Source organism: Aeribacillus sp. FSL K6-1305 (assembly GCF_038050115.1).
Taxonomy (GTDB): domain Bacteria; phylum Bacillota; class Bacilli; order Bacillales; family Aeribacillaceae; genus Aeribacillus; species Aeribacillus composti.
Genome location: NZ_JBBOQV010000002.1, coordinates 613,961 through 640,332, shown reverse-complemented (window position 1 = coordinate 640,332; position 26,372 = coordinate 613,961). Strand labels below are relative to the sequence as shown.

Annotated in this window: 27 protein-coding genes and 2 tRNA genes; 26 read left to right on the top strand and 3 right to left on the bottom strand. The window is 37.5% G+C overall.

What is annotated here, in order from left to right; translation table 11 throughout:
* The first annotated feature begins 94 nt into the window (after positions 1 to 94).
* Entirely contained in the window at positions 95 to 856 is a 762-nt protein-coding gene (locus NST97_RS12850) for a ParA family protein (RefSeq protein WP_063387755.1), read from the top strand.
* Complete coding sequence (locus tag NST97_RS12845; RefSeq protein ID WP_063387756.1) at positions 849 to 1,703, top strand: ParB/RepB/Spo0J family partition protein; 855 nt, start codon at positions 849 to 851, stop codon at positions 1,701 to 1,703. The genes NST97_RS12850 and NST97_RS12845 overlap by 8 nt, the downstream gene beginning before the upstream one ends.
* Before the next feature lie 13 nt (positions 1,704 to 1,716).
* On the opposite strand, the gene yyaC is transcribed toward NST97_RS12845, so the two are convergent.
* Positions 1,717 to 2,334, bottom strand: coding sequence for a spore protease YyaC (gene yyaC / locus NST97_RS12840; protein WP_063387757.1), 618 nt, complete (start codon positions 2,332 to 2,334; stop codon positions 1,717 to 1,719).
* A 250-nt stretch (positions 2,335 to 2,584) separates the two neighbouring features.
* Here yyaC and NST97_RS12835 point away from each other — a divergent pair, with 250 nt between their 5' ends.
* The 20 genes from NST97_RS12835 to rlmH all read left to right on the top strand — a co-directional run bounded on the left by NST97_RS12835 (position 2,585) and on the right by rlmH (position 20,598).
* A complete protein-coding gene (locus NST97_RS12835) occupies positions 2,585 to 2,788 on the top strand; it encodes a DUF951 domain-containing protein (protein WP_341343332.1) in 204 nt (67 codons plus the stop codon).
* A 147-nt stretch (positions 2,789 to 2,935) separates the two neighbouring features.
* Positions 2,936 to 4,033 carry a redox-regulated ATPase YchF gene (ychF, locus tag NST97_RS12830; protein ID WP_063387759.1) on the top strand — a complete coding sequence of 366 codons (1,098 nt, stop codon included), beginning with the start codon at positions 2,936 to 2,938 and terminating at the stop codon, positions 4,031 to 4,033.
* A 103-nt stretch (positions 4,034 to 4,136) separates the two neighbouring features.
* Positions 4,137 to 4,424, top strand: coding sequence for a 30S ribosomal protein S6 (rpsF, locus tag NST97_RS12825; protein ID WP_063387760.1), 288 nt, complete (start codon positions 4,137 to 4,139; stop codon positions 4,422 to 4,424).
* Positions 4,425 to 4,490: 66 nt separating this feature from the next.
* A complete protein-coding gene (gene ssb / locus NST97_RS12820; RefSeq protein ID WP_094244812.1) occupies positions 4,491 to 4,988 on the top strand; it encodes a single-stranded DNA-binding protein in 498 nt (165 codons plus the stop codon).
* 44 nt (positions 4,989 to 5,032) lie between these two features.
* Entirely contained in the window at positions 5,033 to 5,269 is a 237-nt protein-coding gene (rpsR, locus tag NST97_RS12815) for a 30S ribosomal protein S18 (RefSeq protein ID WP_044748995.1), read from the top strand.
* A 126-nt stretch (positions 5,270 to 5,395) separates the two neighbouring features.
* A complete protein-coding gene (locus NST97_RS12810; protein ID WP_341343331.1) occupies positions 5,396 to 6,322 on the top strand; it encodes a YybS family protein in 927 nt (308 codons plus the stop codon).
* Positions 6,323 to 6,358: 36 nt separating this feature from the next.
* A complete protein-coding gene (locus tag NST97_RS12805) occupies positions 6,359 to 8,335 on the top strand; it encodes a DHH family phosphoesterase (RefSeq protein WP_063387763.1) in 1,977 nt (658 codons plus the stop codon).
* On the top strand, positions 8,332 to 8,778 hold the full coding sequence (gene rplI / locus NST97_RS12800; RefSeq protein ID WP_063387764.1) for a 50S ribosomal protein L9: 447 nt from the start codon (positions 8,332 to 8,334) through the stop codon (positions 8,776 to 8,778). Before NST97_RS12805 ends, rplI begins: the two co-directional genes overlap by 4 nt.
* A gap of 114 nt (positions 8,779 to 8,892) precedes the next feature.
* The gene (gene dnaB, locus NST97_RS12795) at positions 8,893 to 10,263 is read left to right on the top strand and encodes a replicative DNA helicase (RefSeq protein WP_063387765.1); all 1,371 of its coding nucleotides are present in this window, start codon (positions 8,893 to 8,895) and stop codon (positions 10,261 to 10,263) included.
* Positions 10,264 to 10,417: 154 nt separating this feature from the next.
* Entirely contained in the window at positions 10,418 to 11,710 is a 1,293-nt protein-coding gene (locus NST97_RS12790; RefSeq protein WP_063387766.1) for an adenylosuccinate synthase, read from the top strand.
* Positions 11,711 to 12,379: 669 nt separating this feature from the next.
* Positions 12,380 to 12,455 (top strand) — tRNA-Lys (locus NST97_RS12785).
* Between the two features lie 104 nt (positions 12,456 to 12,559).
* Positions 12,560 to 12,632, top strand: a tRNA-Phe gene (locus NST97_RS12780).
* Positions 12,633 to 12,941: 309 nt separating this feature from the next.
* Complete coding sequence (gene yycF / locus NST97_RS12775; RefSeq protein WP_063387767.1) at positions 12,942 to 13,655, top strand: response regulator YycF; 714 nt, start codon at positions 12,942 to 12,944, stop codon at positions 13,653 to 13,655.
* 2 nt (positions 13,656 to 13,657) lie between these two features.
* A complete protein-coding gene (gene walK / locus NST97_RS12770) occupies positions 13,658 to 15,490 on the top strand; it encodes a cell wall metabolism sensor histidine kinase WalK (protein WP_066251764.1) in 1,833 nt (610 codons plus the stop codon).
* The gene (locus tag NST97_RS12765) at positions 15,487 to 16,830 is read left to right on the top strand and encodes a YycH family regulatory protein (protein ID WP_066251767.1); all 1,344 of its coding nucleotides are present in this window, start codon (positions 15,487 to 15,489) and stop codon (positions 16,828 to 16,830) included. Before walK ends, NST97_RS12765 begins: the two co-directional genes overlap by 4 nt.
* Complete coding sequence (locus tag NST97_RS12760; RefSeq protein WP_341343330.1) at positions 16,817 to 17,632, top strand: two-component system regulatory protein YycI; 816 nt, start codon at positions 16,817 to 16,819, stop codon at positions 17,630 to 17,632. Before NST97_RS12765 ends, NST97_RS12760 begins: the two co-directional genes overlap by 14 nt.
* A 9-nt stretch (positions 17,633 to 17,641) precedes the next feature.
* Positions 17,642 to 18,436 (top strand): MBL fold metallo-hydrolase, encoded by a 795-nt coding sequence (locus tag NST97_RS12755; RefSeq protein ID WP_063387771.1) that lies wholly within the window; start codon positions 17,642 to 17,644, stop codon positions 18,434 to 18,436.
* A 120-nt stretch (positions 18,437 to 18,556) separates the two neighbouring features.
* Positions 18,557 to 19,780, top strand: coding sequence for a S1C family serine protease (locus NST97_RS12750; protein WP_144598403.1), 1,224 nt, complete (start codon positions 18,557 to 18,559; stop codon positions 19,778 to 19,780).
* A gap of 57 nt (positions 19,781 to 19,837) precedes the next feature.
* Positions 19,838 to 19,993 carry a CxxH/CxxC protein gene (locus NST97_RS12745; RefSeq protein ID WP_144598404.1) on the top strand — a complete coding sequence of 52 codons (156 nt, stop codon included), beginning with the start codon at positions 19,838 to 19,840 and terminating at the stop codon, positions 19,991 to 19,993.
* Between the two features lie 125 nt (positions 19,994 to 20,118).
* On the top strand, positions 20,119 to 20,598 hold the full coding sequence (rlmH, locus tag NST97_RS12740) for a 23S rRNA (pseudouridine(1915)-N(3))-methyltransferase RlmH (protein ID WP_341343329.1): 480 nt from the start codon (positions 20,119 to 20,121) through the stop codon (positions 20,596 to 20,598).
* A 331-nt stretch (positions 20,599 to 20,929) separates the two neighbouring features.
* On the opposite strand, the gene rocF is transcribed toward rlmH, so the two are convergent.
* A complete protein-coding gene (gene rocF / locus NST97_RS12735; RefSeq protein WP_341343560.1) occupies positions 20,930 to 21,838 on the bottom strand; it encodes an arginase in 909 nt (302 codons plus the stop codon).
* A gap of 214 nt (positions 21,839 to 22,052) precedes the next feature.
* On the opposite strand from rocF, the gene NST97_RS12730 reads away from it, so the two are divergent.
* Positions 22,053 to 23,867, top strand: coding sequence for an AlwI family type II restriction endonuclease (locus NST97_RS12730; protein WP_339198145.1), 1,815 nt, complete (start codon positions 22,053 to 22,055; stop codon positions 23,865 to 23,867).
* 1 nt (position 23,868) lies between these two features.
* Positions 23,869 to 24,429: an AlwI family type II restriction endonuclease gene (locus NST97_RS12725; protein WP_144598408.1), complete on the top strand. Its 561-nt coding sequence runs from the start codon at positions 23,869 to 23,871 to the stop codon at positions 24,427 to 24,429.
* Positions 24,430 to 24,468: 39 nt separating this feature from the next.
* On the opposite strand, the gene NST97_RS12720 is transcribed toward NST97_RS12725, so the two are convergent.
* A complete protein-coding gene (locus tag NST97_RS12720) occupies positions 24,469 to 25,374 on the bottom strand; it encodes a DNA adenine methylase (RefSeq protein ID WP_339198141.1) in 906 nt (301 codons plus the stop codon).
* A gap of 334 nt (positions 25,375 to 25,708) precedes the next feature.
* On the opposite strand from NST97_RS12720, the gene NST97_RS12715 reads away from it, so the two are divergent.
* Positions 25,709 to 25,993, top strand: a complete 285-nt coding sequence (locus NST97_RS12715) for a S8 family serine peptidase (RefSeq protein WP_339200062.1) — start codon at positions 25,709 to 25,711, stop codon at positions 25,991 to 25,993.
* On the top strand, positions 25,965 to 26,273 hold the full coding sequence (locus NST97_RS12710; RefSeq protein ID WP_144598566.1) for a hypothetical protein: 309 nt from the start codon (positions 25,965 to 25,967) through the stop codon (positions 26,271 to 26,273). Before NST97_RS12715 ends, NST97_RS12710 begins: the two co-directional genes overlap by 29 nt.
* Positions 26,274 to 26,372: the final 99 nt, after the last annotated feature.

Below are 26,372 nucleotides of genomic sequence, written 5' to 3'. Positions count from 1 at the left end.
GAAACATCCCCAAAGATATCACCTACAATTAAGCATTTTCGTGATAAAATAAAATACAATAGAACATTTGAAGTAGGAGAAAGCAGGTGACACCGTGTGTAAGATCATTTCCATAGCGAACCAAAAAGGCGGCGTTGGAAAAACAACAACTTCCGTTAACCTCGGAGCTTGCTTAGCATACACAGGAAAGCGGGTTCTATTAGTCGATATAGACCCTCAAGGTAATGCGACAAGTGGGGTTGGTATTGAAAAAGCGGATGTCGACCTTTGTGTGTATGATCTTTTAGTAGAGGATGCAGATGTAAAAAAAGTCATTAAAACAACACAGATTGAAAATCTTGATGTGATTCCAGCAACTATTCAACTTGCAGGTGCTGAAATTGAATTAGTTCCGACGATTTCCCGTGAAGTCCGATTAAAAAGAGCGCTTGAACCAGTGAAGCAGCAATATGATTACATATTAATAGATTGCCCGCCTTCGCTCGGACTTTTAACACTCAATGCGCTAACGGCTTCGGATTCGGTCATTATTCCAGTTCAATGCGAGTACTATGCTTTGGAAGGATTAAGCCAGCTGTTAAATACTATTCGGTTGGTTCAAAAACATTTGAATTCGGATTTGATGATTGAAGGTGTATTGCTGACAATGCTTGATGCGCGGACTAATTTAGGCATTCAAGTAATTGATGAGGTAAAAAAATACTTTCAAGACAAAGTGTATCAAACCATTATTCCACGAAATGTGCGGCTTAGTGAAGCACCGAGCCATGGACAGCCTATTATCCTTTATGATTCAAGATCCAAAGGAGCAGAGGTTTATTTAGAATTAGCAAAGGAAGTGGTGGCAAATGGCTAGAGGATTAGGGAAAGGAATTAATGCACTTTTTGCCAATTTAGAACTGAATAAGGAAGAAGTGGTGCAAGATATTAAAATAGGGGATTTACGTCCAAATCCTTATCAACCGCGAAAAACATTTGACCCTGGTTCGATTGAAGAGCTTAAGCAATCCATTTTGCAGCACGGAATTTTACAGCCGCTGATAGTCCGAAAGAGCATAAAAGGCTATGAAATTGTAGTCGGTGAACGCCGTTATCGAGCAGCAAAAGAAGCGAAGCTTAAGACAGTTCCGGCAGTTGTGAAAGAGTTGACAGATGAGCAAATGATGGAAATCGCTCTATTAGAAAATTTGCAAAGGGAAGATTTAACCCCGATCGAAGAGGCGAAAGCGTACCAATCGCTTTTGGAGCATTTGAACATTACACAAGAAGAATTGGCAAAACGTCTTGGCAAAAGCCGTCCGCATATTGCCAATCATTTGCGGCTCCTAAGCCTTCCACCGTTCGTCCAAACATTGATATCTGAAGGCAAGCTATCAATGGGTCATGGGAGAACATTGCTTGGCATAAAGAAAAAAGAGAAACTTGAATATTTAGTGAATAAAATTTTAAAAGAAAATTTAAATGTCCGGCAAGTAGAACAGTTAGTGCAGCAGATGAATGAAAGTGTTTCACGTGAAACAAAGAAAAAGATAGAGAAAAAAGATGCTTTTATACGTGAACAAGAATCGTTTTTACGAGAAAAATTTGGAACATCCGTTTCCATTAAGCAGCAAAAGAAGAAAGGTAAAATAGAGATTGAGTTTTTTTCGAAAGAAGATTTGGTGCGTATTTTAGAACTGTTGGATGTAAAAGTATCATCTTGATGTTGAAGAACAGCTAAAATTCAAACCCTCTTCGAAATAGCGATACGTTTGATTGTTCAGATTCCCTTATAGAATTGAAGGTATTGATCAAACTTGCTGAGATGACGTCAGCCATGCTCATAACAAGATGGAGCCTCGTATTTTGCAAAACAAAAAACTCCATAAAGCCGCTGACATTAACGATTCCAGTGATGTGCATGTCTCCGACCGCCGGAAGCGATTTATTGACAGCTGCACCTGGCTTTAAGGGACCTTCCGCTACTTGAAAAGAACCAATGTTTTGATAGAGACCTAAACAAGCATCCACAGCAATGATGAAGGGATGTTCGAACTGATTGTTTATTGTCTCAATCGTTTCTCCTAAATTGACAGCATGAACCGGAGATTTCAAAGTCCCAAATATATGAACATGAGTTAAATTTTGTTCCATTAGCTTCGTTCCGACTATCGGACCTAACGCATCTCCTGTTGAACGATCTGTTCCAATGCATAAAACGACGATGGAATCTTGATGTTCTTTTGGTATAAGACTTCCAATTTTTAGTGATAATTTAGTAACAGCATCTGTATGATGATAAAAGATTCTTTCTTTTTCTTTTTTATAAGGGAAAAAATTTGTTTTTACATTCATCGGCCATTCACCCCCTGAAATAGTATTACCAGTATACGGAATATTTAAATTTTCTATACCTAAAAATGAATAGTGTTTATACCTTCAAACGGAATTGGCTTGATGAAAGGTACAAATCAAATACAAAACTTGTTAAAATAAATCTATCATGGCGCCATCTAAGTATAGATGGCTTTTCGCTTTAACTAAAAAGATATACTGTATGTTTGCTATAAATGGAATATTTAAGGAAGGGATGATGACGGCTTAGATGGTTAACAAGGAATTTGACCTTTATGATATTGTTGAAATGAAGAAACCTCATCCTTGCGGAGAAAATCGCTGGAAAGTGATCCGAATGGGAATGGATATCCGTATTAAATGTGAAGGTTGCAGCCATAGTGTTCTCATGCCGAGAAAAGAATTTGTAAGAAAGATGAAAAAAGTCATTGAAAAACATAGTGAGAAGCAATGAAAGACTGCTGCCTTAAATCGGCAGTCTTTTTTTTATAGAGCTGATCGATTTGGAGGATGAAAGCTTGTCATTTTTCTTGTTCCTATCTATAATGGGTGAAGATTAGTGATGAGATAGTGTCCGTACAAAAAGAGGAGTGGAAAATTCATGGGATTAACTGCTGGTATTGTTGGTCTTCCGAATGTTGGAAAATCAACGCTATTTAATGCGATCACACAAGCGGGGGCCGAGAGTGCGAACTATCCGTTTTGCACCATTGATCCGAACGTAGGAATTGTTGAAGTGCCTGATTATCGCCTGCAAAAGCTTTCAGAATTATTTAAGCCGAAAAGAACGGTTCCGACAACATTTGAATTTACTGATATCGCAGGAATTGTCAAAGGGGCAAGCAAAGGAGAAGGCCTTGGCAATAAATTTTTGTCTCACATTCGCCAAGTGGATGCAATTTGCCATGTTGTTCGCTGTTTTGATGATGAAAATATTACGCATGTTGACGGAAAAGTGGATCCGATTGCAGATATTGAAACAATTAACATTGAGTTAATTTTGGCTGATTTGGAAACAGTTGATAAACGGATCGATCGCGTTGCCAAAATAGCAAAACAAAAAGACAAGCAAGCTATGTTTGAATATGAAATTTTAATGAAGTTAAAAGAAGCGTTTGAAAATGAAAAGCCCGCCCGTTCTGTTTCATTCACGGAAGAACAGATGAAATATGTAAAACAGCTTCATTTGCTCACCATTAAACCTGTACTTTATGTAGCAAATGTTAGTGAGGAAGATATATCCTCTGGAAGTAATGAATATGTGGAAAAAGTGCGCAAATATGTTGCTGCGGAAAATGCAGAAGTAATTGTCGTATGTGCAAAAATTGAATCTGAAATGGTCGAGCTTGATTCGGAAGAAAAAGAAATGTTTTTGCAGGAGCTTGGAATTCAAGAATCTGGTTTAGATCAATTAATTAAAGCATCTTACAGCTTGCTGGGGCTCGCCACATATTTTACTGCTGGGGAACAAGAGGTTCGGGCATGGACGTTCCGAAAAGGAATGAAAGCACCTGAGTGCGCAGGCATCATTCATTCTGATTTTGAACGGGGATTTATTCGGGCCGAAACAGTTTCCTATACAGACTTAATTGAGGCAGGTTCGATGGCTGCTGCAAGAGAAGCTGGAAAGGTTCGATTGGAAGGAAAAGATTACGAGGTTCAAGACGGAGATATTATTCATTTTCGATTCAATGTCTAATCTTGCGGGATCAATAAAAATTTGCTATAATTTTGGTTTGTGAGTAATGATAATTACTCCTTGCCCGAATTGGGCCGTCAAGACCAAAAGGAGGTGTAAGAGAATGAGAAAATACGAAATTATGTATATTATCCGTCCAAACATTGAAGAGGATGCTAAAAAAGAGCTAGTTGAGCGTTTTAACGGCATTCTTGTAAACAATGGCGCGGAGATTACAGAGGTGAAGGAATGGGGAAAACGCCGTCTCGCTTATGAAATTAAAGATTTCCGAGATGGTATTTACATGATTTTAAACGTTCAAGCTTCACCTCAAGCGGTTGAAGAATTTAACCGTTTGGCAAGAATCAATGAAGATATTTTACGTCATATCATTGTTAAAGAAGAAGAGTAATTTGTTCCAATAAACGCGTTAAAATGGTAATATCATCTTAAAAGACATTTTAGGAGTGGTTCTGAAATGATGAATCGTGTCGTTTTGGTCGGTCGGCTTACAAGAGATCCCGAATTACGATATACGCCCAGCGGTGTAGCCGTTGCAACCTTTACATTGGCAGTTAATCGGAATTTTACAAATCAACAAGGGGAACGCGAAGCAGATTTTATCAACTGTGTCGTTTGGCGTCGTCCTGCGGAAAACGTAGCCAATTATTTAAAGAAAGGCAGCCTTGCAGGTGTTGATGGCCGTCTTCAAACACGCAGCTATGAAGATCAAACGGGAAGACGAGTATTCGTAACAGAGGTTGTGGCGGACAGCGTTCAATTTTTAGAACCGAAGAGTGCTGCAGCCGGGAATAATACGGGATTTTTTGCAGGAAATCAAGGAAATGCAAATCCATATGGCAGTGCACCATTTGATCCAAACCGGAATAATCAGAACCACCAAAACTTTGACGACGATCCATTTGCTAATGATGGACAACCAATTGATATTTCAGATGATGATTTACCATTTTAACCGATTGTACGTCTAGAATAAATGCAAAGAAGGGAGGAGTTGTAATGGCTGGACGCAGAGGCCGCGGTAAACGCCGGAAAGTGTGTTATTTCACAGCAAACGGCATTACGCACATTGATTACAAAGATGTTGATTTGCTTAAAAAATTCATTTCTGAACGCGGAAAAATTTTGCCTCGCCGTGTAACAGGAACGAGTGCAAAATATCAACGGAAATTAACAGTTGCCATTAAACGGGCCCGTCAAATGGCATTGCTTCCTTATGTTGCAGATGATAAATAAGAAATTTCAAAGGCAGCAAGGTGAATCCCTTGTTGCTTTTTTCTTGTCCGTTAAATGAAACCATGATTTGATTGTTTAAAAAGTCTAGATTAAAATAATGGTATGAGTCTTGATTGAGGTGAGTCTGTGAAACGTACGAATGTTTTAACAGAAGGTGCTATATTCGTTGCTATTTATACCGTTTTTCTATTAATTACTTTATATGTTCCGATATTAAGCGTGATATCAATATTTTTCCTTTCGACGCCGTTTATTATTTTCGGTATCCGCCACGGAATCAAGCAGTCTTTTGTTTTATTATTAGCATCAATCGTGATGACATTTTTGATCGGCTCCATCGTTTCGCTGCCGATTGGGCTCATGTTCAGTGTGACAGGTATCATAATGGCATACTTTTATCGTCAAAAACGGCAGCTGTTTGCGTTAATAGGCGGCACCATTTCATTGCTCATCAATTTCGTTCTTGATTATGCGTTATCAATTGTTTTTTTGGGCGTTGATCTTTTTAGTGATGTTATACAACAAACCAAGTCTTCAGTAAGGGAAACATTAGCCGCATTCCCTTCAATGGATGAAGAAATGAAAAAAACAATGATGGAGCAAATGAACGAGCAGTTTGATTTATTAATGAACTTGCTTCCGAGCATGTTTGTCATCGTGTCATTTATGTTAGCCGTGATTATACATATATTGAACATTGGAATTATAAAAAGATTAAAATTGAATGTTGGAACAATCACCCCTTTCCGCGACTGGAAATTTCCAAAAAGTATTATTTGGTATTATTTAATCGCCACTCTCCTTATGCTTATCAATTTGCCTAAAGAATCTTTCTTAAATATCGCGCTTTACAATATTGTGTTTGTTTTACAGGCTGTGCTTTTAATTCAAGGGTTTTCCTTTATTTTTTATTTTTGTCATGTGAAAAAACTTTCGAAAGCAGTGCCGGTATTAATTGTAATTGGAACATTTATTTTGCCAATTCTTCTTTATCCAGTACGAATATTGGGAATCATTGATTTAGGGTTTAATCTCCGCGAAAAAATACGTTAGGCCTTGGTTCGTTCTGTTTGCAAGGAGCTGAATAAAATGCCGAGTTTTTTTGAAAAACCTTTATTCTTTTACCCGTTATACGCACTCATCGGCGTAATAGCGGCAATGATCGGTTTTCTGTTATTTTATAATTGGGTGATTGGCTGTATTAGCGCAATCGTTGCAGGTTGTCTGTTGTTTTTTTTCTTTTATGCTGTTAAACGATTGAAATTAGAATTGGAACATTCTATTTCTGATTTAACGTTTCGTTTGAAAAAAGCTGGCGATGAAGTTTTTATGAAGATGCCGATTGGCATTATGCTTATCAACGATCAATTTGCCGTGGAATGGGTCAATCCATTTTTAGCTTCATATTTTAAGAACGACAAGCTGGTCGGTCGTCCTCTTGACGAAATTTCTGAAACATTAAAAGTGTTATTTCAAAAAGGGATAGATTCCGATATCGTGACTCTTCAAAACCGTAAATTTCGCGTCATTGTCAAAAAAGAAGAAAGGCTTCTTTATTTTTTTGATGAAACGGACCACACGGAACTAAAAAAGCAGTATGAAAGCGAACGGATTGTTTTAGCTTATATATTTTTAGATAATTATGATGAAATCGCACAAGGGCTCGACGATCAAAAGCGGAGCAATTTAAACAGTCTTGTGACATCCATATTAAATAAATGGGCAGTCGATAACGGTATTTTTTTAAAAAGAGTTTCCTCTGAACGTTTTATTGCGGTTTTTAATGAAAAAATTTTGGCTGAGCTTGAAAAAACGAAATTTTCTATTTTAGATGAAGTCAGAGAAAAAGCGGTTATTCAAAATGTTTCTCTCACCTTAAGCATCGGGATTGGAGCCGGCATTAAAGATCTGTCTGAATTGGGGCATCTGGCGCAGTCGAGTCTAGATCTTGCTTTAGGCCGCGGAGGAGACCAAGTTGCTATTAAACGGGGAAATGGCAAGGTTAAATTTTACGGCGGACAAACAAATCCGATCGAAAAACGCACACGCGTTAGAGCTCGAGTGATTTCTCATGCATTAAAAGAAATCATTCGTGAAAGTGATAAAGTATTTATTATGGGTCATAAAAATCCTGACATGGATTCAATTGGTTCAGCAATTGGAATATTGAAGGTGGCGCAAATCAATCATAAAGAAGGTTTTATTGTTGTAAATCATGAAGAATTCGGCCAAGGACTTCAAAAGCTTGTGGAGGAAGTAAAGAAGGACGCTGAGTTATGGTCCAGATTCATCACTCCGGATGAAGCCCTGAATATTGCAACAGATCATTCTCTTCTCGTGATTCTAGATACGAATAAACCTTCAATGGTGGCTGAACAAAAATTGCTGAGCGAAATTGACCATGTAGTAGTCATTGACCATCATCGCAGGGGAGAAGAATTTATTCAAGATCCACTGCTTGTTTATATAGAACCTTATGCATCATCTACATCTGAACTTGTTACGGAAATTTTAGTATATCAGCCTGCAGAATTTAAAATGAGTACAATAGAGGCAACTGCATTGTTGGCAGGTATTACGGTAGATACAAAATGCTTCACGCTTCGAACAGGCTCTAGAACATTCGATGCGGCGTCTTATTTGCGATCAAAAGGAGCGGATACAATCCTTGTCCAAAAATTGTTGAAAGAGGATATTCAACAATTTGTTCAACGTGCCAAGTTCATTCAAAACACAGAGATTATGAATAATGGGGTTGCAATAGCAAAAGCAGATCGAGAAGATGAATATTACGATCAAGTGATCATTGCTCAGGCAGCTGACACTCTTTTATCAATGAACGGCGTATTGGCGTCGTTTGTCATTGCGAAGCGTGATGAACATACAGTCGGTATTAGTGCTAGATCATTGGGCGATTTTAATGTTCAATTAATAATGGAAGCACTTGGAGGTGGAGGGCATTTAACAAATGCCGCGACCCAACTGGAGCATGTTACGATAAATGAAGCAGAAAAACGATTAAAAGAAGCTGTTCAACAATATTTAGAAGGGAGAAATGAAGAATGAAAGTGATTTTTTTACAAGATGTAAAGGGGAAAGGGAAAAAAGGTGAAGTAAAAAATGTAGCTGACGGCTATGCCCAAAATTATCTTTTTAAAAAAGGTTTGGCTGTTGAAGCGACAAGTGCCAATTTAAAACAGCTGGAAGCGCAAAAGAAAAAAGAAGAAAAAGAGGCAGCGGAAGAATTAGCGCAGGCAAAAAAATTAAAAGAACAGCTTGAAAAAATCACGGTTGAATTAAAAGCGAAAGCCGGTGAGGGCGGAAGATTATTTGGTTCCGTAACAAGCAAACAAATTGCTGATCAATTAAAAAAAGCACATAATATTCAAATCGATAAACGGAAGATTGATCTTCCAGATGCGATTCGTTCTTTAGGCTATACAAATGTTCCGATTAAGCTTCATTCGGAAGTGACGGCGACGTTAAAGGTACATGTTACAGAAGAATAATGGCAAGGAGCAATGTGGTATTATGGAAAGAAGTTGATCTTGAAGTAATGCCACATTTCTCTTTATACTTTTTGGAGAAAAAATTTATGTGTCCACGGTAAGGCGGTGATCATCTTGAATGATCTTCTGGTCAGTGATCGAATTCCACCACAAAATATAGAAGCAGAGCAGGCAGTGCTTGGGGCAATTTTTTTAGAACCTGAAGCGCTTATGTTAGCTTCCGAAATATTAGTTCCTGAAGATTTTTATCGATCCAGCCATCAAAAGATTTTTCAATCGATGTTGAGGCTTTCGGAAAAAGGAGAGCCCGTCGATTTAGTAACTGTGACAAAAGACTTGGCGGATGCGAAAATTTTGGAAGAGGTTGGCGGGGTTTCTTATTTAAGCGATTTAGCGGGATCCGTTCCTACAGCAGCAAATATCGAATATTATGCGAAAATTGTTGAAGAAAAATCGATATTGAGAAGACTTATACGAACAGCAACGGCTATAGCTCAAGAAGGCTATAATCGGGAAGACGATGTGGAAACACTTTTAACAGAAGCCGAAAAAAGCATCATGGAAGTGGCGCAGCGGAGAAAAGCTGGATTGTTTCAAAACATTAAAGATATTCTTGTTCGAACATACGATAAAATTGAAATGCTCCACAATCGCAAAGGGGAAATTACAGGAATTCCTACAGGCTTTTCCGAATTGGATCGTATGACGGCCGGTTTTCAGCGAAATGATTTAATTATCGTAGCGGCCCGCCCGTCTGTCGGTAAAACTGCATTTGCCTTAAATATCGCTCAAAATGTTGCGACGAAAACGGACGAAAATGTAGCGATTTTTAGCTTGGAAATGGGTGCGGAACAGCTTGTCATGCGTATGCTTTGCGCAGAAGGAAACATAGATGCCCAAAATTTGCGAACGGGAAATTTAACCCCGGATGATTGGGGAAAGTTGACGATGGCAATGGGGAGTTTATCAAATGCCGGCATTTATATTGATGATACACCTGGCATAAGAGTGAGTGATATTCGCGCCAAATGCAGACGGTTAAAACAGGAAAAGGGCCTTGGTTTAATTATCATAGATTATTTGCAATTAATTCAAGGAAGCGGGCGGAATCGGGAAAACCGCCAGCAGGAAGTTTCGGAAATATCAAGATCTCTTAAGGCTTTGGCACGTGAATTGGAAGTGCCGGTCATCGCATTATCCCAGCTATCACGAAGCGTCGAGCAGCGTCAAGATAAACGCCCGATGATGTCAGATATTCGGGAGTCCGGTAGTATTGAGCAGGATGCAGATATCGTCGCCTTTTTATACAGAGATGATTACTACAATACGGAATCAGAAAACAAAAATATTATTGAAATCATTATAGCCAAGCAGCGGAACGGCCCTGTAGGAACTGTTCAGCTTGCATTTGTAAAAGAATATAATAAATTTGTAAATCTTGAAAGAAGATATGAAGACGATCATATTCCTCCTGCTGTCTCTTGATGAGGCAGTTGTTTTTTGTAAGCATCTTATATAACACGAACAAAATATTTAATAATAAAGTGAACGTTCGGATTTTATTGACTCTACTTGCTACAATTGGTAGAATAAACTTGTTTCTTTGTATTGGATTTTTGGTGAACACGGAGGTGCACACATGTCATCAGTTGTTGTTGTTGGTACACAATGGGGGGATGAAGGAAAAGGGAAGATAACCGATTTCCTTTCTCAAAATGCGGAAGTGATCGCCCGTTACCAAGGTGGAAACAATGCTGGCCATACAATCAAATTTAACGGTGAAACATATAAACTGCATTTAATCCCATCCGGTATTTTTTATCAAGATAAAATTTGTGTCATCGGAAACGGAATGGTTGTCGATCCTAAAGCGCTGGTAGAAGAGTTGAACGGTTTGCATAAACGGGGAATTCAAACAAATAATCTGCGAATTTCCAACCGCGCTCACGTCATTTTGCCTTATCATTTAAAATTGGATGAAGTGGAAGAAGAACGAAAAGGAGCCAACAAGATCGGGACGACGAAAAAAGGAATAGGTCCAGCCTATATGGATAAAGCAGCCCGTATTGGCATCCGCATCGCCGATTTATTGGATCGTGAAGTCTTTGAAGAAAAATTGAGAAGAAATTTAGAAGAAAAAAATCGCCTGTTTGAAAAAGTATACGAAGTTGAAGGATTTAAACTGGAAGAGATTTTAAATGAATACTACGAGTACGGCCAACAAATCAAACAATATGTATGCGACACATCTGTTGTGCTGAACGACGCGCTTGATGAAGGACGCCGTGTTTTATTTGAAGGAGCTCAAGGCGTTATGCTTGATATCGATCAAGGTACATATCCTTTTGTTACATCTTCCAATCCAGTAGCAGGCGGTGTGACAATTGGAGCAGGTGTAGGTCCTACGAAAATTAAACATGTTGTCGGCGTATCAAAAGCTTATACAACTCGTGTAGGAGACGGTCCGTTTCCGACAGAGCTCCACGATGAAATTGGCGATCAAATTCGTGAAGTTGGACGGGAATATGGCACAACAACAGGACGTCCACGTCGAGTGGGCTGGTTTGACAGCGTTGTTGTTCGCCATGCGCGCCGGGTAAGCGGAATAACTGATTTATCTTTAAATTCCATCGATGTATTGACAGGAATCGAAACATTAAAAATATGCATCGCCTACAAATACAAAGGTGAAATTTTAGAAGAATTTCCAGCAAGTTTAAAAGTACTTGCACAGTGCGAACCTGTCTATGAGGAATTGCCGGGTTGGAAGGAAGACATTACGGGGGCAAAAAGCTTGGACGATCTTCCTGACAATGCACGCCATTATGTTGAACGGATTTCCCAGTTAACAGGTATCCCACTTTCCATCTTTTCAGTTGGTCCAGATCGTTCACAAACAAATGTTGTCCGCAGTGTATACAGTCCAATATAATAAACTTGGAGGGATCGGCTGTTCCCTCTTTTTTTTGTGAAATTAAAAAAAATCGTTGTTTTGTCCCTCTAGAAATGATATTATTATACACGTCTTGAGAAAAATGAGCGTATTGGCTCCGAACTGTTCGCACAATGCATCTAACATCCTCGAAAAATCAGGAAGAGGAAGGGACATCTGACAAATTTTAAAATGGGTTAGATAGAAAAAAATTTTTTTATGAGCCATTAGCTCAGTCGGTAGAGCAACGAGCAAGGCTTCATCGAATAGGCGACGAGTTGTCCCGACGCATCCATCATCCTCGAAAAAGCCGGAAGAGGAAGGGACATCTGACAAATTTTAAAATGGATTAGAAGAAAAAAAAATTTTATGAGCCATTAGCTCAGTCGGTAGAGCAACGAGCAAGGCTTCATCGAATAGGCGACGAGTTGTCCCGACGCATCCATCATCCTCGAAAAAGCCGGAAGAGGAAGGGACATCTGACAAATGAAAAATGGATTAGAAGAAAAAAAATTTTATGAGCCATTAGCTCAGTCGGTAGAGCAACGAGCAAGGCTTCATCGAATAAGCGACGAGTTGTCCCGACGCATCCAACATCCTCGAAAAAGCTAGAAGAGGAAGGGACATCTGACAAATTTTAAAATGGATTAGAAGGAAAAAATTTTTTATGAGCCATTAGCTCAGTAGGTAGAGCATCTGACTTTTAATCAGAGGGTCGGAGGTTCGAATCCTCCATGGCTCACCATTACAATCGAGAAATATTATACAAGCTGCCTCACATTCGAGAATCCACATATATGAAAGGCTTGAGAGAGGGAAAAAGAGTTCGCATTCTTGAAAACTTTATACGGCTCGGTAGCTCAGTCGGTAGAGCAAAGGACTGAAAATCCTTGTGTCGGCGGTTCGATTCCGTCCCGAGCCACTTCATACGCACGGTTTATCCGTGCTATTTTTGGCTATAAGTAAGTTAAACCAAAATTGGTAACATTTGTGGTTGTAAATAGAAATTTGATTTCTCATCTCAAGCTGTTACAATAAGATAAAAATTGATATAATAGGTTTGATAGGAATTTACAGGGGTTTACTCTAAGTTCCAAAACCTATTGAATTTAAGACCTCTAGCAATAGCTAGGGGTTTTCTGCTTGTTTTTTCCATTTGTATTGAAAGTTGATGATGAGATGAATGTAATCGTGGTAAAGTAAAGTTAATAGATCAAAAGGGGAGAAAATGATGGAAAATAAAAAAATATTAGTTGTTGATGATGAAAAACCAATTGCAGATATATTAGAGTTTAATCTTAAAAAAGAAGGTTTTGATGTATACTGTGCTTATGATGGAACAAGCGCGATTGAAATGGTGGAAGAAATTAAACCTGACTTGATATTGTTAGATATTATGCTTCCCAGCAAGGATGGAATGGAAGTGTGCCGGGAAGTTCGAAAAAAATATGAAATGCCGATTATTATGTTGACTGCGAAAGATTCAGAAATCGATAAAGTGCTTGGTCTGGAGCTTGGTGCTGATGATTATGTGACAAAACCATTCAGCACAAGAGAGCTCTTGGCAAGGGTAAAGGCAAATTTACGAAGACAGCAAACAAATGCTGCAAGGGAAGCGGCTTCTGAACAGTCGGAAATTCAAATCGGCTCTCTCGTTATTCATCCTGATGCATATGTCGTTTCAAAACGGGGAGAAACGATCGAGCTTACTCATCGTGAGTTTGAATTGCTTCACTATTTAGCGAAGCACATTGGACAGGTCATGACCCGAGAGCATTTGCTGCAAACCGTTTGGGGATATGACTATTTCGGAGACGTCAGAACTGTAGATGTCACGGTTAGAAGACTTAGGGAAAAAATTGAAGACAACCCAAGCCATCCAATATGGATTGTGACAAGAAGAGGGGTAGGTTATTATTTGCGCAATCCTGAACAGGAGCAGTGAACATGTATAGCAGTCGAGTGAGTTTTTTCCGTTCGATACATTTTAAAATTGTGCTGATCTATGTGCTTCTGATTATTTTGGCTATGCAAATCATCGGTATTTACTTCGTTAAGGAATTGGAATCTTCTCTTATAGAAAATTTTAAATCTTCCCTTTCGCAGCGGATTGATTTGCTGGCTTACCAGATTGAGCAAGCGATGACGAATGAAGAAGTGGACGAATCATTGAATATGGAAGATGAGATATCTGCTATTTTGCAAGATTTTAAACGGGAGGAAATTCATGAAGTTCGCGTAGTGGACCAAGATGCGCGTGTCATCGGGACATCTGATTACAACAAAGATGTGATCGGGAAAAGAACAACTGAAAATATGATTAAACGGACTTTAATCGTCGGTTCGCCTGAAAGCAATATTTTGCTTGATCCGCAAACGAAGCATCGAATGTACGTATCAGCGACTCCGATCGTCACAGATTATAAACGAGAAACAATTGGCGTTGTTTATGTCGTTGCCTCAATGGAGGAAGTTTTTTCACAATTGCGGACGATTAACAAAATTTTTGCAACAGGCACAGGGATGTCCCTTCTTATTACCGCGGCGCTAGGAATTTTTCTTGCCCGCACTATAACCCGTCCGTTGTCAGATATGAGAAGGCAAGCGTTGGAGCTGGCAAAAGGGAATTTTTCCAGAAAAGTAAAAGTGTATGGAGAAGATGAAATTGGACAGCTTGCATTAACGTTCAATCATCTCACGGAAAAATTGGAGGAAGCACAGGAAACAACTGAAGAAGAGCGCAGAAAGCTGGCGTCTATTATTACTCATATGACAGAAGGTGTCATAGCTACAGATCGGCATGGAAAAGTAATTGTCATGAACAATCCGGCCCATGAAATGTTGAATGTTTCACGTGAAACAGCCTTAGGAAAATCAATTGTGGAGCTTTTAGATTTAACGGATGAATGTACTTTTGAAGATTTAGTGAACCAGCAAGAACCGATGCTGTTAGATTTCAGCACAGAGGAAAAACCGTATATATTACGAATCAGCTTTTCTACGATACAAATTGATGAAGATCATATTAACGGATTGATTGCAGTAGTTTACGATGTAACAGAGCAGGAACGAATCAACCAAGAGCGGCGTGAATTTGTCGCAAACGTTTCTCATGAGCTGCGGACGCCGCTTACTACAATGCGCAGTTATTTGGAAGCATTGGCGGAAGGGGCTTGGAAAGACGAAACGATCGCACCAAAATTTTTACAAGTGACGCAAAACGAAACGGAGCGGATGATTAGGCTGGTTAATGACTTGCTCCAGCTATCAAAACTAGATAGTAAAGATTATCAATTAAATAAAGACATGGTGAATTTCACAGACTTTTTCCACAAAATTATTGATCGTTTTGAAATGTCTAAGCAGCAGCATGTCACATTTGTACGAAACATTCCGAAAAAAAGCCTTTATGTAGAAATTGAACCCGATAAAATTACGCAAGTGCTCGATAATATTATTTCCAATGCTTTGAAATATTCTCCTGAAGGCGGAAAAATCTCTTTTCAAGTAAAAGAACAAGTTGACCATATTGAAGTCAGTGTAAAAGATGAAGGCATTGGAATTCCAAAAGAAAGTGTGAAAAAAATTTTTGAACGTTTTTATCGTGTTGATAAGGCTAGATCACGCAAAATGGGCGGAACCGGTCTTGGTCTTGCAATTGCAAAAGAGATGGTGGAAGCACACGGAGGAGAAATTTGGGTGGAAAGTGAAGAAGGAAAAGGCACGACTGTATTTTTCACATTGCCATATGAACAGAACCAAGAGGATGATTGGCTATGAACCGGGAAACGATAAAATCCATTATTTTAACATTTTTAGTGCTGACAAGTTTATTCTTCACCTGGAATATTTGGACATATCAGCCAAACTACGGGGAAATTTCAAACTCCAACTATATTGAAAACAACCCGTTAAGCAATGTAACAAAAAAGCCTTATGAAGTCGTGCAGCCGGATCATATTATGATTCATGAAAAAATAAAACATTACGCAACTTATGACGAAATCGTCATCGAAAGACTTTGGAAGGATATTCGTCAGTGGGAGCTAGAGGAATTCAAAAATATTTCTGGAGAGATTGAAAAGCAATATGGTTTTAATCAATGGATAAACAGGGAAATACATAATTCAACCCCTAACTTTGAAGTTATTTTTAACGACTCGATTCCGATGTCAGCCCTCTTATCAATAACCGACTGGACGGATGAAGAAGATTTCAATATAGAATTTGATCGGATTTACATTCCTCTGACAAACGAGAAAGCGAACCGAAAACTTTATTTAGTCGACTACGAGCATAAATATGTTGTAGAAGCACAGGTGAAAACCGTTTTAAGCAATTTGTGGACGGAAGTGTATAAAGAAAAAGAAAACTTTGAAAGCTACGTGTTTTGGAACGGATTATTTTTGCCTGAAAAGCCGTTTCCGATTCATCGCCTTCAATATTTTACAAAATCAATGAGCGGTGAGCAGATTAAAAATGCATTGTTTAATGATCCAAGTTATGTAAAACGGGATGTCAATGCTTCCGAATTTGTGTATACAGACAGCTCCCGTCAGCTTGTCATCAACGAAGATAAAGAAAGGGTTGTTTACGTTAATCCGACAATTGACCAGTCTTTAACGACGGAAAAAGGAAAATTGATCTTGCAGAGCATTGATTTTTTGAACAAACATGGCGGTTGGCTGTCAGGATTAAATGATTATCGCTTCGAAAAAACGGATCAAGAACAGAAAATTTATTTTCGTCTAACGGTTCGAAATTTGCCAGTATTTTCGTTCAGCGATTCGCATTATTCGATCACGACGATCATGCAAAGCTGGGGAAAGAATGATATTGCCTTATATCAGCGTCCGTTATTTTATTTGGATGATTTTATCCGGGAAGATAAAACGACTTTACCTAAAGCAGCAGATATAATTGAAGCTATTAAAGATAATCCAAGCATTGAAGCCGACAAAATAAAACGTATTTTTCCCGCTTATGACATACAACAGTCGTCACGGCAAAATATCGTAAATTTGGAGCCGATATGGTGCATTGAACTCGAAAACGATAAATATCAAAGGCTGAATGTGAAAAAAGCGGGTAAAGGAGGGGAAGGTATTGGATTGGAGTAAAACGAAAACTGTGTTTATTATTGCCTTCCTGATCCTTGATATTTATTTAGCTTTTCAGTATGTTGAAAAAATCAAAAGCTCCAAATATGATATGATCACGAAAACGACGATTGAAGAGCAATTTGCAGCGGAAAATATACAATTTGGGAAGCTTCCAAAAGAAGTAATAGAAGGTTCTTATATAACGGCAGAAAGCAAAATATTTAAGGCAGAAGAAATCGAACAACTGAAAAATCAAAAGCCGATGCTGCCTGATGAGGAGTTGACTCGTTCGGTAACAAAGCTTCGGATGAGTTTTGACAAACCGATTCCAATTGTAGGAGAAAATATCGAAAATAAGATCAAGCAAATTTTAACGACACAAATCATTGCGGGCAGTCAATACAAGTTTTGGCGCTACAGCAAAGAAACAAGGGAAATTATTTGTCTGCAGGAATACAAAGGAAAAATTATTTTTCAAGATGTAAGTGATGGAATCGGTATGATTGTCTTTTATTTAAATGATAAAAATGAAATTGTGTCTTATCAGCAAACATTGCTAGAAGATATAAAAGAATTGGAGAAGCAGGAAATATTGCCTGCGATTAAAGCATTGGAAGCTCTTTATGAAAAAAATGATTTGAAATCTAACAGTAAAGTAACCGATGTAGAATACGGATATTACACACAATACCCGCTGTCGGAACAGCAAATTTTGGCTCCGACATGGCATGTAGTTGTCAATAAAACAGAAGATTATTATGTGAATGCATTGGAAGGTCAGGTCATTAAACCGGAGAAAGAGAATAATAATTTGGAGTGAGTGAAGGAAATGAGCCTTAATTTCAGTGTTCTCGCGAGCGGCAGCACAGGGAATGCCATTTATGTAGAAACAGATGAACATTCCCTGTTAATCGATGCAGGATTAAGTGGTAAACAAATGGAAAATTTGTTTCAAGAAATTCAACGGGACATAAAAAATTTAAGCGGTATATTAGTCACCCATGAGCATAGCGATCACATCAAGGGACTTGGAATTTTAGCGAGAAAATACGAAATTCCGATTTTCGCGAATGAAAAAACGTGGAAAGCAATGGAGAGAGAAATCGGCGAAATTCATTTAGAACAAAAGTTTACTTTTGAAATCGGCGAAACGAAATCGTTTGGAAGTTTAGAGGTTGAATCATTTGGCGTTTCCCATGATGCAGCAGAACCAATGTTTTTTGTGTTTCACCACAATGGAAAAAAACTAGCGTTAATTACTGATACTGGATATGTAAGCGACAGAATGAAAGGGATCATACGCGGTGCAGATGTTTTTATTTTTGAAAGCAACCATGACGTAGAAATGCTGCGAATGTGCCGGTATCCTTGGAATGTAAAACGAAGAATTTTATCTGATGTTGGACATGTTTCAAATGAAGATGCTGCACTAGCTATGGCTGATGTCATTGGCGACAAGACGAAACGAATTTATTTGGCGCATTTAAGTAAAGAAAATAATATGAAAGAGCTCGCACGAATGTCTGTCCAGCAAGTATTAGAGAAAAAAGGATTCATTGTCGGAGAACAATTTGAATTATATGATACAGATCCAAAGAAACCGACGCCTCTCGTAGCTGTTTAAATGTTTGAATTTCCCCATCGTTGGGTATGTTAATGTTGTCATATATTTTTCCTGCCAGCTCGCGTTATACTATAATAATGTAGATAAAATCATTCGTCATCGGAAAGGAATGATGAGGCGATGGGATATTATGATGATGATTTTGAACGGTATAATAACAGAAAACAAAGGGGAAACCGGGGCGGATCATTATTGGCTGGGTTAATCGGAGCCGTGTTAGGCGCGTTATTAGTTATTTTCTCCCTTCCAGCATTAGCACAATTCAATATTCTTCCATATGATCTGAACATCAGTCCAGAGCAAAATGAGGAAGGGGAAACAGGAAATGTCCAAGGGCCAGTCAAAACAGTAAATGTAAATGTGAATTCAGCAGTTACAGAAGCAGTTAATAAAGTGAGTGATGCGGTTGTCGGAGTCGTCAATATTCAGCAAGTAAGCTTCTGGGATCAAACACAAGAGGGAGAAGCAGGAACAGGATCAGGGGTCATCTACAAAAAGGAAGGCGATAAAGCCTATATTGTAACAAATCACCATGTTGTAGCCGGAGCGCATCAATTGGAAGTTGTATTAAACGACGAAACACGCATTCCCGCTGAACTTGTCGGCAGTGATCAGCTGATGGATTTAGCAGTATTGGTTGTGGATGCAAAGCATGTTAAGAAGGTTGCTGAATTCGGCAATTCGGACACAGTCAAACCGGGTGAGCCGGTGTTGGCAATCGGAAACCCGCTCGGCTTGCAATTTGCTGGGTCTGTTACACAAGGGATTATTTCCGGAACAGAACGGACCATTCCTGTTGATATTGATGAAAACGGAACAGTGGATTGGCAGGCGGAAGTGCTGCAGACGGATGCCGCAATTAATCCCGGAAACAGCGGCGGAGCACTTGTGAATTTAGACGGGAAAGTAATTGGAATTAATTCCATGAAAATTGCTGAATCCGCGGTGGAAGGAATCGGACTGTCTATCCCAATTAACATTGCAATTCCGATTATTAATGATCTTGAAAAATTCGGCGAAGTGAAGCGTCCATATATGGGAATCGGTCTTCAGTCTCTTGAAGACATCCCAAGCTATTATTGGGAAGAGGCATTAAATTTGCCAAAGGACGTTAAAAACGGCGTGATTGTGATGAGTGTTGAGCCGATGTCGCCAGCTCAACGCGCAGGTTTGAGAGAGAAGGACGTAATTATAGAGCTTGCTGGGAAAAAGGTCGAAAATGTTCTCCAGCTTCGAAAGCAGCTATACAGCCAAAAGGTTGGAAGCACAGTGGAAGTAAAATTCTATCGAAACGGCGAGTTGAAAACAGTGAAGCTGAAGCTCGTTGAACAAAAATCTTTTTAAAGAACAGGAAGGCGGAATCAGCTTTCCTGTTTTCATTATGGGGTAGGAGGATTATAAATGTATTGCTGCGAGGATCATATTGATTTAGCAATCGACATGTATGTAGACCAGTATGAAACAGCACCAAATATTCAAAAAATTGAATTTAATCACAGCTTATCCACAACCTGTGAATTGTGCGAAAAAACCGCAGTATATATAGTTGGGAACTGATTTTCGGACACGAAATATAGAGGTATTCATCCACAATTGTGGATAAAATCTGTGGAATATTTGTTATTTTATGTGGGAAATAGTTATCAACATGTTGATAAAATAAAAAAGGGGAAATATGAAAGTTGAACATTCAAATTATAGCGATTGGGAAGCTGAAGGAAAAATATTTAAAGCAGGGAATCGACGAATATTTAAAGCGTCTTTCATCGTACGCAAAAGTTGACATCATTGAACTTCCTGATGAAAAGGCTCCTGAACAAATAAGCCCGCAGGAAATGGAACTAATCAAAAACAAAGAAGGCGAACGAATTTTAGCCAAAATCCCGACCGATGCATACGTCATCGCCCTTGCCATTGAAGGCAAGATGAAATCCTCGGAAGAGTTCGCACATAGTATAGATAAACTGGCCACATACGGAAAAAGCAAAATCGCCTTTATCATCGGCGGATCGCTCGGACTGAGCAAAGAGGTAATGAAACGGGCGGACGAAGCCCTCTCCTTTTCCAAAATGACCTTCCCCCATCAGCTCATGCGCCTCATTTTGCTCGAACAAATCTACCGTGCTTTTCGCATAAATAGGGGAGAACCGTACCATAAGTAAATGAGGTTTTTTGAAAAAAATATAGATTTGTGGCTTGAATCGTAAATGTATAGAAAAGGGTTGTCCGAAGCATTTTCGGACAACCCTTCTAATTAGTGAGCTGTTGGTTATCCATGATGGATAAATTTTCATTACTGTAAACCAACCGAAAACAGCTACAGTGCTAAAAGCAAATAAAATGCCTAGCATGTTCTTTCCCTTAATAGTCTGAAAAACTGAAGAATACCAAGTAAAGTCACTAAAGTGAAAATAATAACCAATCCATTAATAAGCCCCTTACTAGGATAAATTAAAGGAATTAAAATTTTTGAGTTCATTGTATAATTCATCTTTATTTTAATTTCTCACCAAATAATGACCCCATTAAGGCTACAACTACAGTTGCTGTTTTATTTTTTTCATCTAAAATTGGATTTACTTCAACAAACTCTGCTGATGTAATAATTCCGGATTCAGCCAACATTTCCATTGCTAAATGGCTCTCTCTATGACTGATACCACCAATAACAGGTGTACCAACTCTAGGAGCATCGTGTGGATCTAAGCCATCTAAATCTAATGATAAATGCACTCCATCTGTCCTTTGGTTTTGTAAGTATGTTATTGCTTCTTCCATAACCTTTGTCATGCCCAGCCGATCAATTTCATGCATTGTATATACTTTTATACCTTTTTCTTTAATTAATTTACGCTCTCCTTCATCTAATGAGCGTGCACCGATAATCATGACATTCTCTGGTTTAATTTTGGGAGTGTAGCCCATTATGTTTGTTAAACTTGGGTGTCCTATTCCTAAACTTACTGCTAATGGCATACCATGTATATTTCCTGAGGGCGATGTTTCGGCTGTATTTAAATCCCCATGTGCATCATACCAAATAACTCCCAGGTTTTCATAATGCTTGGCTACGCCTGCTAATGTTCCAATAGCAATACTATGATCTCCTCCTAACACTAATGGAAAAGAATCTGATTGGATTACTTCATTTACTTTAGCGGCAAGCTTTTCATTCGCCTCTGATACCGTTTTCAAATTTCTTAAATTTTCGACATTTCTAATATTACTACGCTCTGCTCTTCCAATATCGATATCTCCTAAATCTTCTATTGAATAGTTTAATCGCTCTAATCGCTCAACTATACCAGCATATCGAATTGCGCTTGACCCCATATCAACACCTCTGCGCATTTGACCTAAATCCATTGGAACCCCTATTATTGATATATTTTTTTCTTCAATTTTTAAATTCCCCTTTTAAATTCTACTCTAACTATAAGCATAAAAGTTATTTCTAAATGGTTCAACTTAACAATAAAGTGTATAAATATTTATTATGTCTTTTACTCAAAAACGAAAAATATTTAAGTTTTTGAGTAAAGGACATTTACTTTTTTTGGTTAATCAGTATAATCTAGGTATACATCACATTTATGGGTCTTACAGGAGGGATTAGATGGCTAAAAAAGTTAATTGGTATGTTTCTTGTTCACCTAGAAGTCCAGAAAAAATTCAGCCTGAGTTAAAAGTACTAGCAAATTTTGAGGGAAGTTATTGGAAAGGGGTAAAAGGGTATAAAGCACAAGAGGCATTTGCTAAAGAACTTGCTGCTTTACCACAATTCTTAGGTACTACTTATAAAAAAGAAGCTGCATTTTCTACTCGAGACAGAGTGGCACCAATGAAAACTTATGGTTTCGTATTTGTAGATGAAGAAGGTTATCTTCGTATAACTGAAGCAGGGAAAATGCTTGCAAATAACCGAAGACCCAAAGATGTTTTCTTAAAACAGTTAGTAAAGTGGCAATATCCATCGTTTCAACACAAAGGTAAGGAATATCCCGAGGAGGAATGGAGTATAAATCCTCTTGTATTTGTTCTTAGCTTACTAAAAAAGGTAGGCGGCCTCAGTAAATTAGATATTGCTATGTTCTGTTTAACAGCAACAAATAATAATCAGGTGGATGAAATTGCAGAGGAAATAATGCAGTTCCGTAATGAACGTGAAAAAATAAAAGGACAAAATAAGAAACTTGAGTTTACTGAGAATTACTTTTTTAAAAGATTCGAAAAGATTTATGGAAATGTAGGTAAAATTCGTGAAGGGAAATCTGACTCTTCACATAAGTCAAAAATTGAAACTAAAATGAGAAATGCACGAGATGTGGCAGATGCAACCACAAGATATTTTCGATATACAGGTCTATTTGTTGCAAGAGGGAATCAACTCGTCTTAAATCCAGAAAAATCTGATTTAATTGATGAAATTATCAGTTCATCAAAAGTTGTAAAGAACTATACGAGAGTAGAGGAATTTCATGAATATTATGGAAATCCGAGTTTACCACAGTTTTCATTTGAGACAAAAGAACAACTTTTAGATCTAGCCCATAGAATACGAGATGAAAATACCAGACTAGCTGAGCAATTAGTAGAACATTTTCCAAATGTTAAAGTTGAAATACAAGTCCTTGAAGACATTTATAATTCTCTTAATAAAAAAGTTGATGTAGAAACATTAAAAGATGTTATTTACCATGCTAAGGAATTACAGCTAGAACTCAAAAAGAAAAAGTTACAAGCAGATTTTAATGACCCACGTCAACTTGAAGAAGTCATTGACCTTCTTGAGGTATATCATGAGAAAAAGAATGTGATTGAAGAGAAAATTAAAGCTCGCTTCATTGCAAATAAAAATACTGTATTTGAATGGCTTACGTGGAATGGCTTCATTATTCTTGGAAATGCTTTAGAATATAAAAACAACTTCGTTATTGATGAAGAGTTACAACCAGTTACTCATGCCGCAGGTAACCAGCCTGATATGGAAATTATATATGAAGACTTTATTGTTCTTGGTGAAGTAACAACTTCTAAGGGAGCAACCCAGTTTAAGATGGAATCAGAACCAGTAACAAGGCATTATTTAAACAAGAAAAAAGAATTAGAAAAGCAAGGAGTAGAGAAAGAACTATATTGTTTATTCATTGCGCCAGAAATCAATAAGAATACTTTTGAGGAGTTTATGAAATACAATATTGTTCAAAACACAAGAATTATCCCTCTCTCATTAAAACAGTTTAACATGCTCCTAATGGTACAGAAGAAATTAATTGAAAAAGGAAGAAGGTTATCTTCTTATGATATTAAGAATCTGATGGTCTCATTATATCGAACAACTATAGAGTGTGAAAGAAAATATACTCAAATTAAAGCTGGTTTAGAAGAAACTTTAAATAATTGGGTTGTTGACAAGGAGGTAAGGTTTTAAAATGCAAGATATTCTGGACTTTTATGAAGAAGTTGAAAAAACGATAAATCCTCCAAATTACTTCGAGTGGAACACATATAGAGTTTTTAAAAAACTAGGTTCCTATAAGAATCTAGTCCCAAACTTTAAGCTTGATGATTCAGGTCATCCAATTGGTAATGCCATACCAGGTGTTGAAGATATATTAGTTGAATATGAGCATTTTTCAATTTTAATTGAATGTTCCCTCACGATAGGGGAAAAGCAACTAGATTATGAAGGGGATTCAGTCGTCAGGCACCTACAAGAATATAAAAAAAAAGGAATAGAAGCATATACTCTTTTCTTAGGAAAAAGTATTGATCTTTCTTTTGCAAGACATATAGGTTTTAACAAGGAATCAGAACCTGTAATTCCATTAACAGTAGACCAGTTTAAAAAGCTAGTTACACAGCTGAAAGGTGATGGAGAACACTTTAATCCTAATAAACTAAAAGAAATACTGATAAAATTATTACGAAGTGACTTAGGATATGATCAAGCTGAAGAATGGCTAACTTTCATTGAGTACAATTTAAAATGAAATTGAAAAAGGAACAATGCCAGTTCATTGTTCCTTTAACTAATGAATAAGTTCAAGTTGCTCATATTTTTCTTCTTTATTTTTTCGTACATAATCATAGTTCTTGATTATATAATGCTTTGCTTCATTCTTAAATCTATTTCTAATGTTTACAGAATAGCTTTTATGATATTCATCAACGATATAATCTTTATATAGTTCGGTAGTTAATTCCGTTTTACTAATGATCATTAGTGCACGGCACTTTAAGTTTTTAAACTCTTCAGCAAGCCTACGATGTTCCCTCTCGTCGAAATCACCTGTAAACTCCATATTTCCATAATCACTAAAAATACAATCATATGGAGGATCAAGAAACATGAAGTCATTTGGTTTTGCCATCTTAAAAATTTCAGAAAAATCTTTATTATATATTTCTGTTTTTTGAAGCAGGTTATGGTGTTGTTTAGTAATGATTTTTGTATTAAAGTTTTTGTATCTTCCAAAAGGAACGTTATATTCTCCTTTACTGTTATACCTTATCATCCCACTATAAGCAGTTTTATTTATAAAATAATAAATTACTGCGTCTAGCCATTTTCCTGATGGATAGTTAAATTCGTTCCTTAGCTCATAATATAGTTCTTCATTTTTATTTTCCACTCTGACACCAGCAGGAGCAAGAGCTTTTTTTTCCTCATATTCCTTTTGGTTTTTTTCATATATTTCCTGTAGTTCGTTTAATTGTTTAGTTACCTCATCAAAATTGTGCTTTAATTGAAGATAGAACTTATAAAGCTTAGAATTAATATCATTGATAACTGATTTTTCATGTTCTAAATGGAAGAATACAGCACCACCCCCAACAAAGGGTTCAAAGTAGGTTTCAATATCATTGGGTATATGGTCAATAAAGAAAGGAATTTCTGCTTTTTTTCCACCACGATATTTTAAAATAGGTTTCATCTAATAACCTCCAATTTAATAGTAGCTTGTCTACTACATTATACTAATTTAACATAACTATGATCCACAGAAAAGGAACAAATGTTCTGTTGTATAAAGGGAATTATTTGAAATAAATTAAAAGTAAGCGTCAAATAAAGTCTCCACCGTGATTAAAGATGACTTGTTGACCTGCATCCCGAATAGCCCGAGGTTTTACCTAATAACGCCTCTAGGTAATGGTCTAAATTCGTAATCATTTGATTTCGTTCATAAGAACTCGGATGTTCAGCGATTACTTGATTCCTCGTTTGATAAAAAATTCAAACTTGATCCTTATTCGGGAGTCGGGAAAATAGATTATTCAGCTCTAGGTGTAGAAGTTATCTCTACAGATAACAAAGGATCCTACTCAACATTTTCAGGAACGTCTTTCGCTACTGCATATGCCACTAGTGTTATTGCAGCAATCCTGAATAGAAGCGACTCAAAATATAATGCCAGCACCATCAAAGAAGAACTCTCCAATTATGTTGTGAAGTTAGGTGACAAAGTACAATTTGGAGAAGGTTTTCTAACATTACAAAAAGAAAGGGTAGAGGAAATTCTAAATGAAAAAGATGAAAAAGAAATTAATTAAATTATTAGTTGCTACTTTTTTGTTTATTAATATTGCTGGAGTTGCTCCGGTTGCATTTGCGGAAGAAATAACCAATTTCCCAAATACAGAAGAAATTTTTGAAAGTACAGAACAAATTGATGTAAGTATTGATGAAACAGTTGAAGTAGTTTCAAGTGATGATGATACAACAGTATATAAAGTATCCGCAGAAGAATTAGAAATTAACAATGACACCTTTGAGATGGTAGTATGTTTTCTACAAGAAAAAAATACAGTGCTTTATCAAAATTTTGAATAAATATACATATATGTGATCTATCCATCAAGGGCTTGACATGGATCCTCTGTAGCCATGATTCTTTAGCCAACAGTTTTGGCAAAACCAAAAAAGGTTATC

What these genes read in the sequence shown, in the direction of transcription:
- NST97_RS12805 (WP_063387763.1), top strand. Translation starts at nt 6,359, where the DNA reads ATGCCGAGTTTTTTTGAAAAACCTTTATTCTTTTACCCGTTATACGCA.
- yyaC (WP_063387757.1), bottom strand. Translation starts at nt 2,334, where the DNA reads ATGAATGTAAAAACAAATTTTTTCCCTTATAAAAAAGAAAAAGAAAGA.
- NST97_RS12750 (WP_144598403.1), top strand. Translation starts at nt 18,557, where the DNA reads ATGGGATATTATGATGATGATTTTGAACGGTATAATAACAGAAAACAA.
- ychF (WP_063387759.1), top strand. Translation starts at nt 2,936, where the DNA reads ATGGGATTAACTGCTGGTATTGTTGGTCTTCCGAATGTTGGAAAATCA.
- NST97_RS12765 (WP_066251767.1), top strand. Translation starts at nt 15,487, where the DNA reads ATGAACCGGGAAACGATAAAATCCATTATTTTAACATTTTTAGTGCTG.
- NST97_RS12835 (WP_341343332.1), top strand. Translation starts at nt 2,585, where the DNA reads ATGGTTAACAAGGAATTTGACCTTTATGATATTGTTGAAATGAAGAAA.
- NST97_RS12790 (WP_063387766.1), top strand. Translation starts at nt 10,418, where the DNA reads ATGTCATCAGTTGTTGTTGTTGGTACACAATGGGGGGATGAAGGAAAA.
- NST97_RS12710 (WP_144598566.1), top strand. Translation starts at nt 25,965, where the DNA reads ATGAAAAAGATGAAAAAGAAATTAATTAAATTATTAGTTGCTACTTTT.
- NST97_RS12720 (WP_339198141.1), bottom strand. Translation starts at nt 25,374, where the DNA reads ATGAAACCTATTTTAAAATATCGTGGTGGAAAAAAAGCAGAAATTCCT.
- ssb (WP_094244812.1), top strand. Translation starts at nt 4,491, where the DNA reads ATGATGAATCGTGTCGTTTTGGTCGGTCGGCTTACAAGAGATCCCGAA.
- NST97_RS12745 (WP_144598404.1), top strand. Translation starts at nt 19,838, where the DNA reads ATGTATTGCTGCGAGGATCATATTGATTTAGCAATCGACATGTATGTA.
- rpsR (WP_044748995.1), top strand. Translation starts at nt 5,033, where the DNA reads ATGGCTGGACGCAGAGGCCGCGGTAAACGCCGGAAAGTGTGTTATTTC.
- walK (WP_066251764.1), top strand. Translation starts at nt 13,658, where the DNA reads ATGTATAGCAGTCGAGTGAGTTTTTTCCGTTCGATACATTTTAAAATT.
- NST97_RS12845 (WP_063387756.1), top strand. Translation starts at nt 849, where the DNA reads ATGGCTAGAGGATTAGGGAAAGGAATTAATGCACTTTTTGCCAATTTA.
- NST97_RS12730 (WP_339198145.1), top strand. Translation starts at nt 22,053, where the DNA reads ATGGCTAAAAAAGTTAATTGGTATGTTTCTTGTTCACCTAGAAGTCCA.
- rplI (WP_063387764.1), top strand. Translation starts at nt 8,332, where the DNA reads ATGAAAGTGATTTTTTTACAAGATGTAAAGGGGAAAGGGAAAAAAGGT.
- NST97_RS12755 (WP_063387771.1), top strand. Translation starts at nt 17,642, where the DNA reads ATGAGCCTTAATTTCAGTGTTCTCGCGAGCGGCAGCACAGGGAATGCC.
- NST97_RS12725 (WP_144598408.1), top strand. Translation starts at nt 23,869, where the DNA reads ATGCAAGATATTCTGGACTTTTATGAAGAAGTTGAAAAAACGATAAAT.
- yycF (WP_063387767.1), top strand. Translation starts at nt 12,942, where the DNA reads ATGGAAAATAAAAAAATATTAGTTGTTGATGATGAAAAACCAATTGCA.
- rpsF (WP_063387760.1), top strand. Translation starts at nt 4,137, where the DNA reads ATGAGAAAATACGAAATTATGTATATTATCCGTCCAAACATTGAAGAG.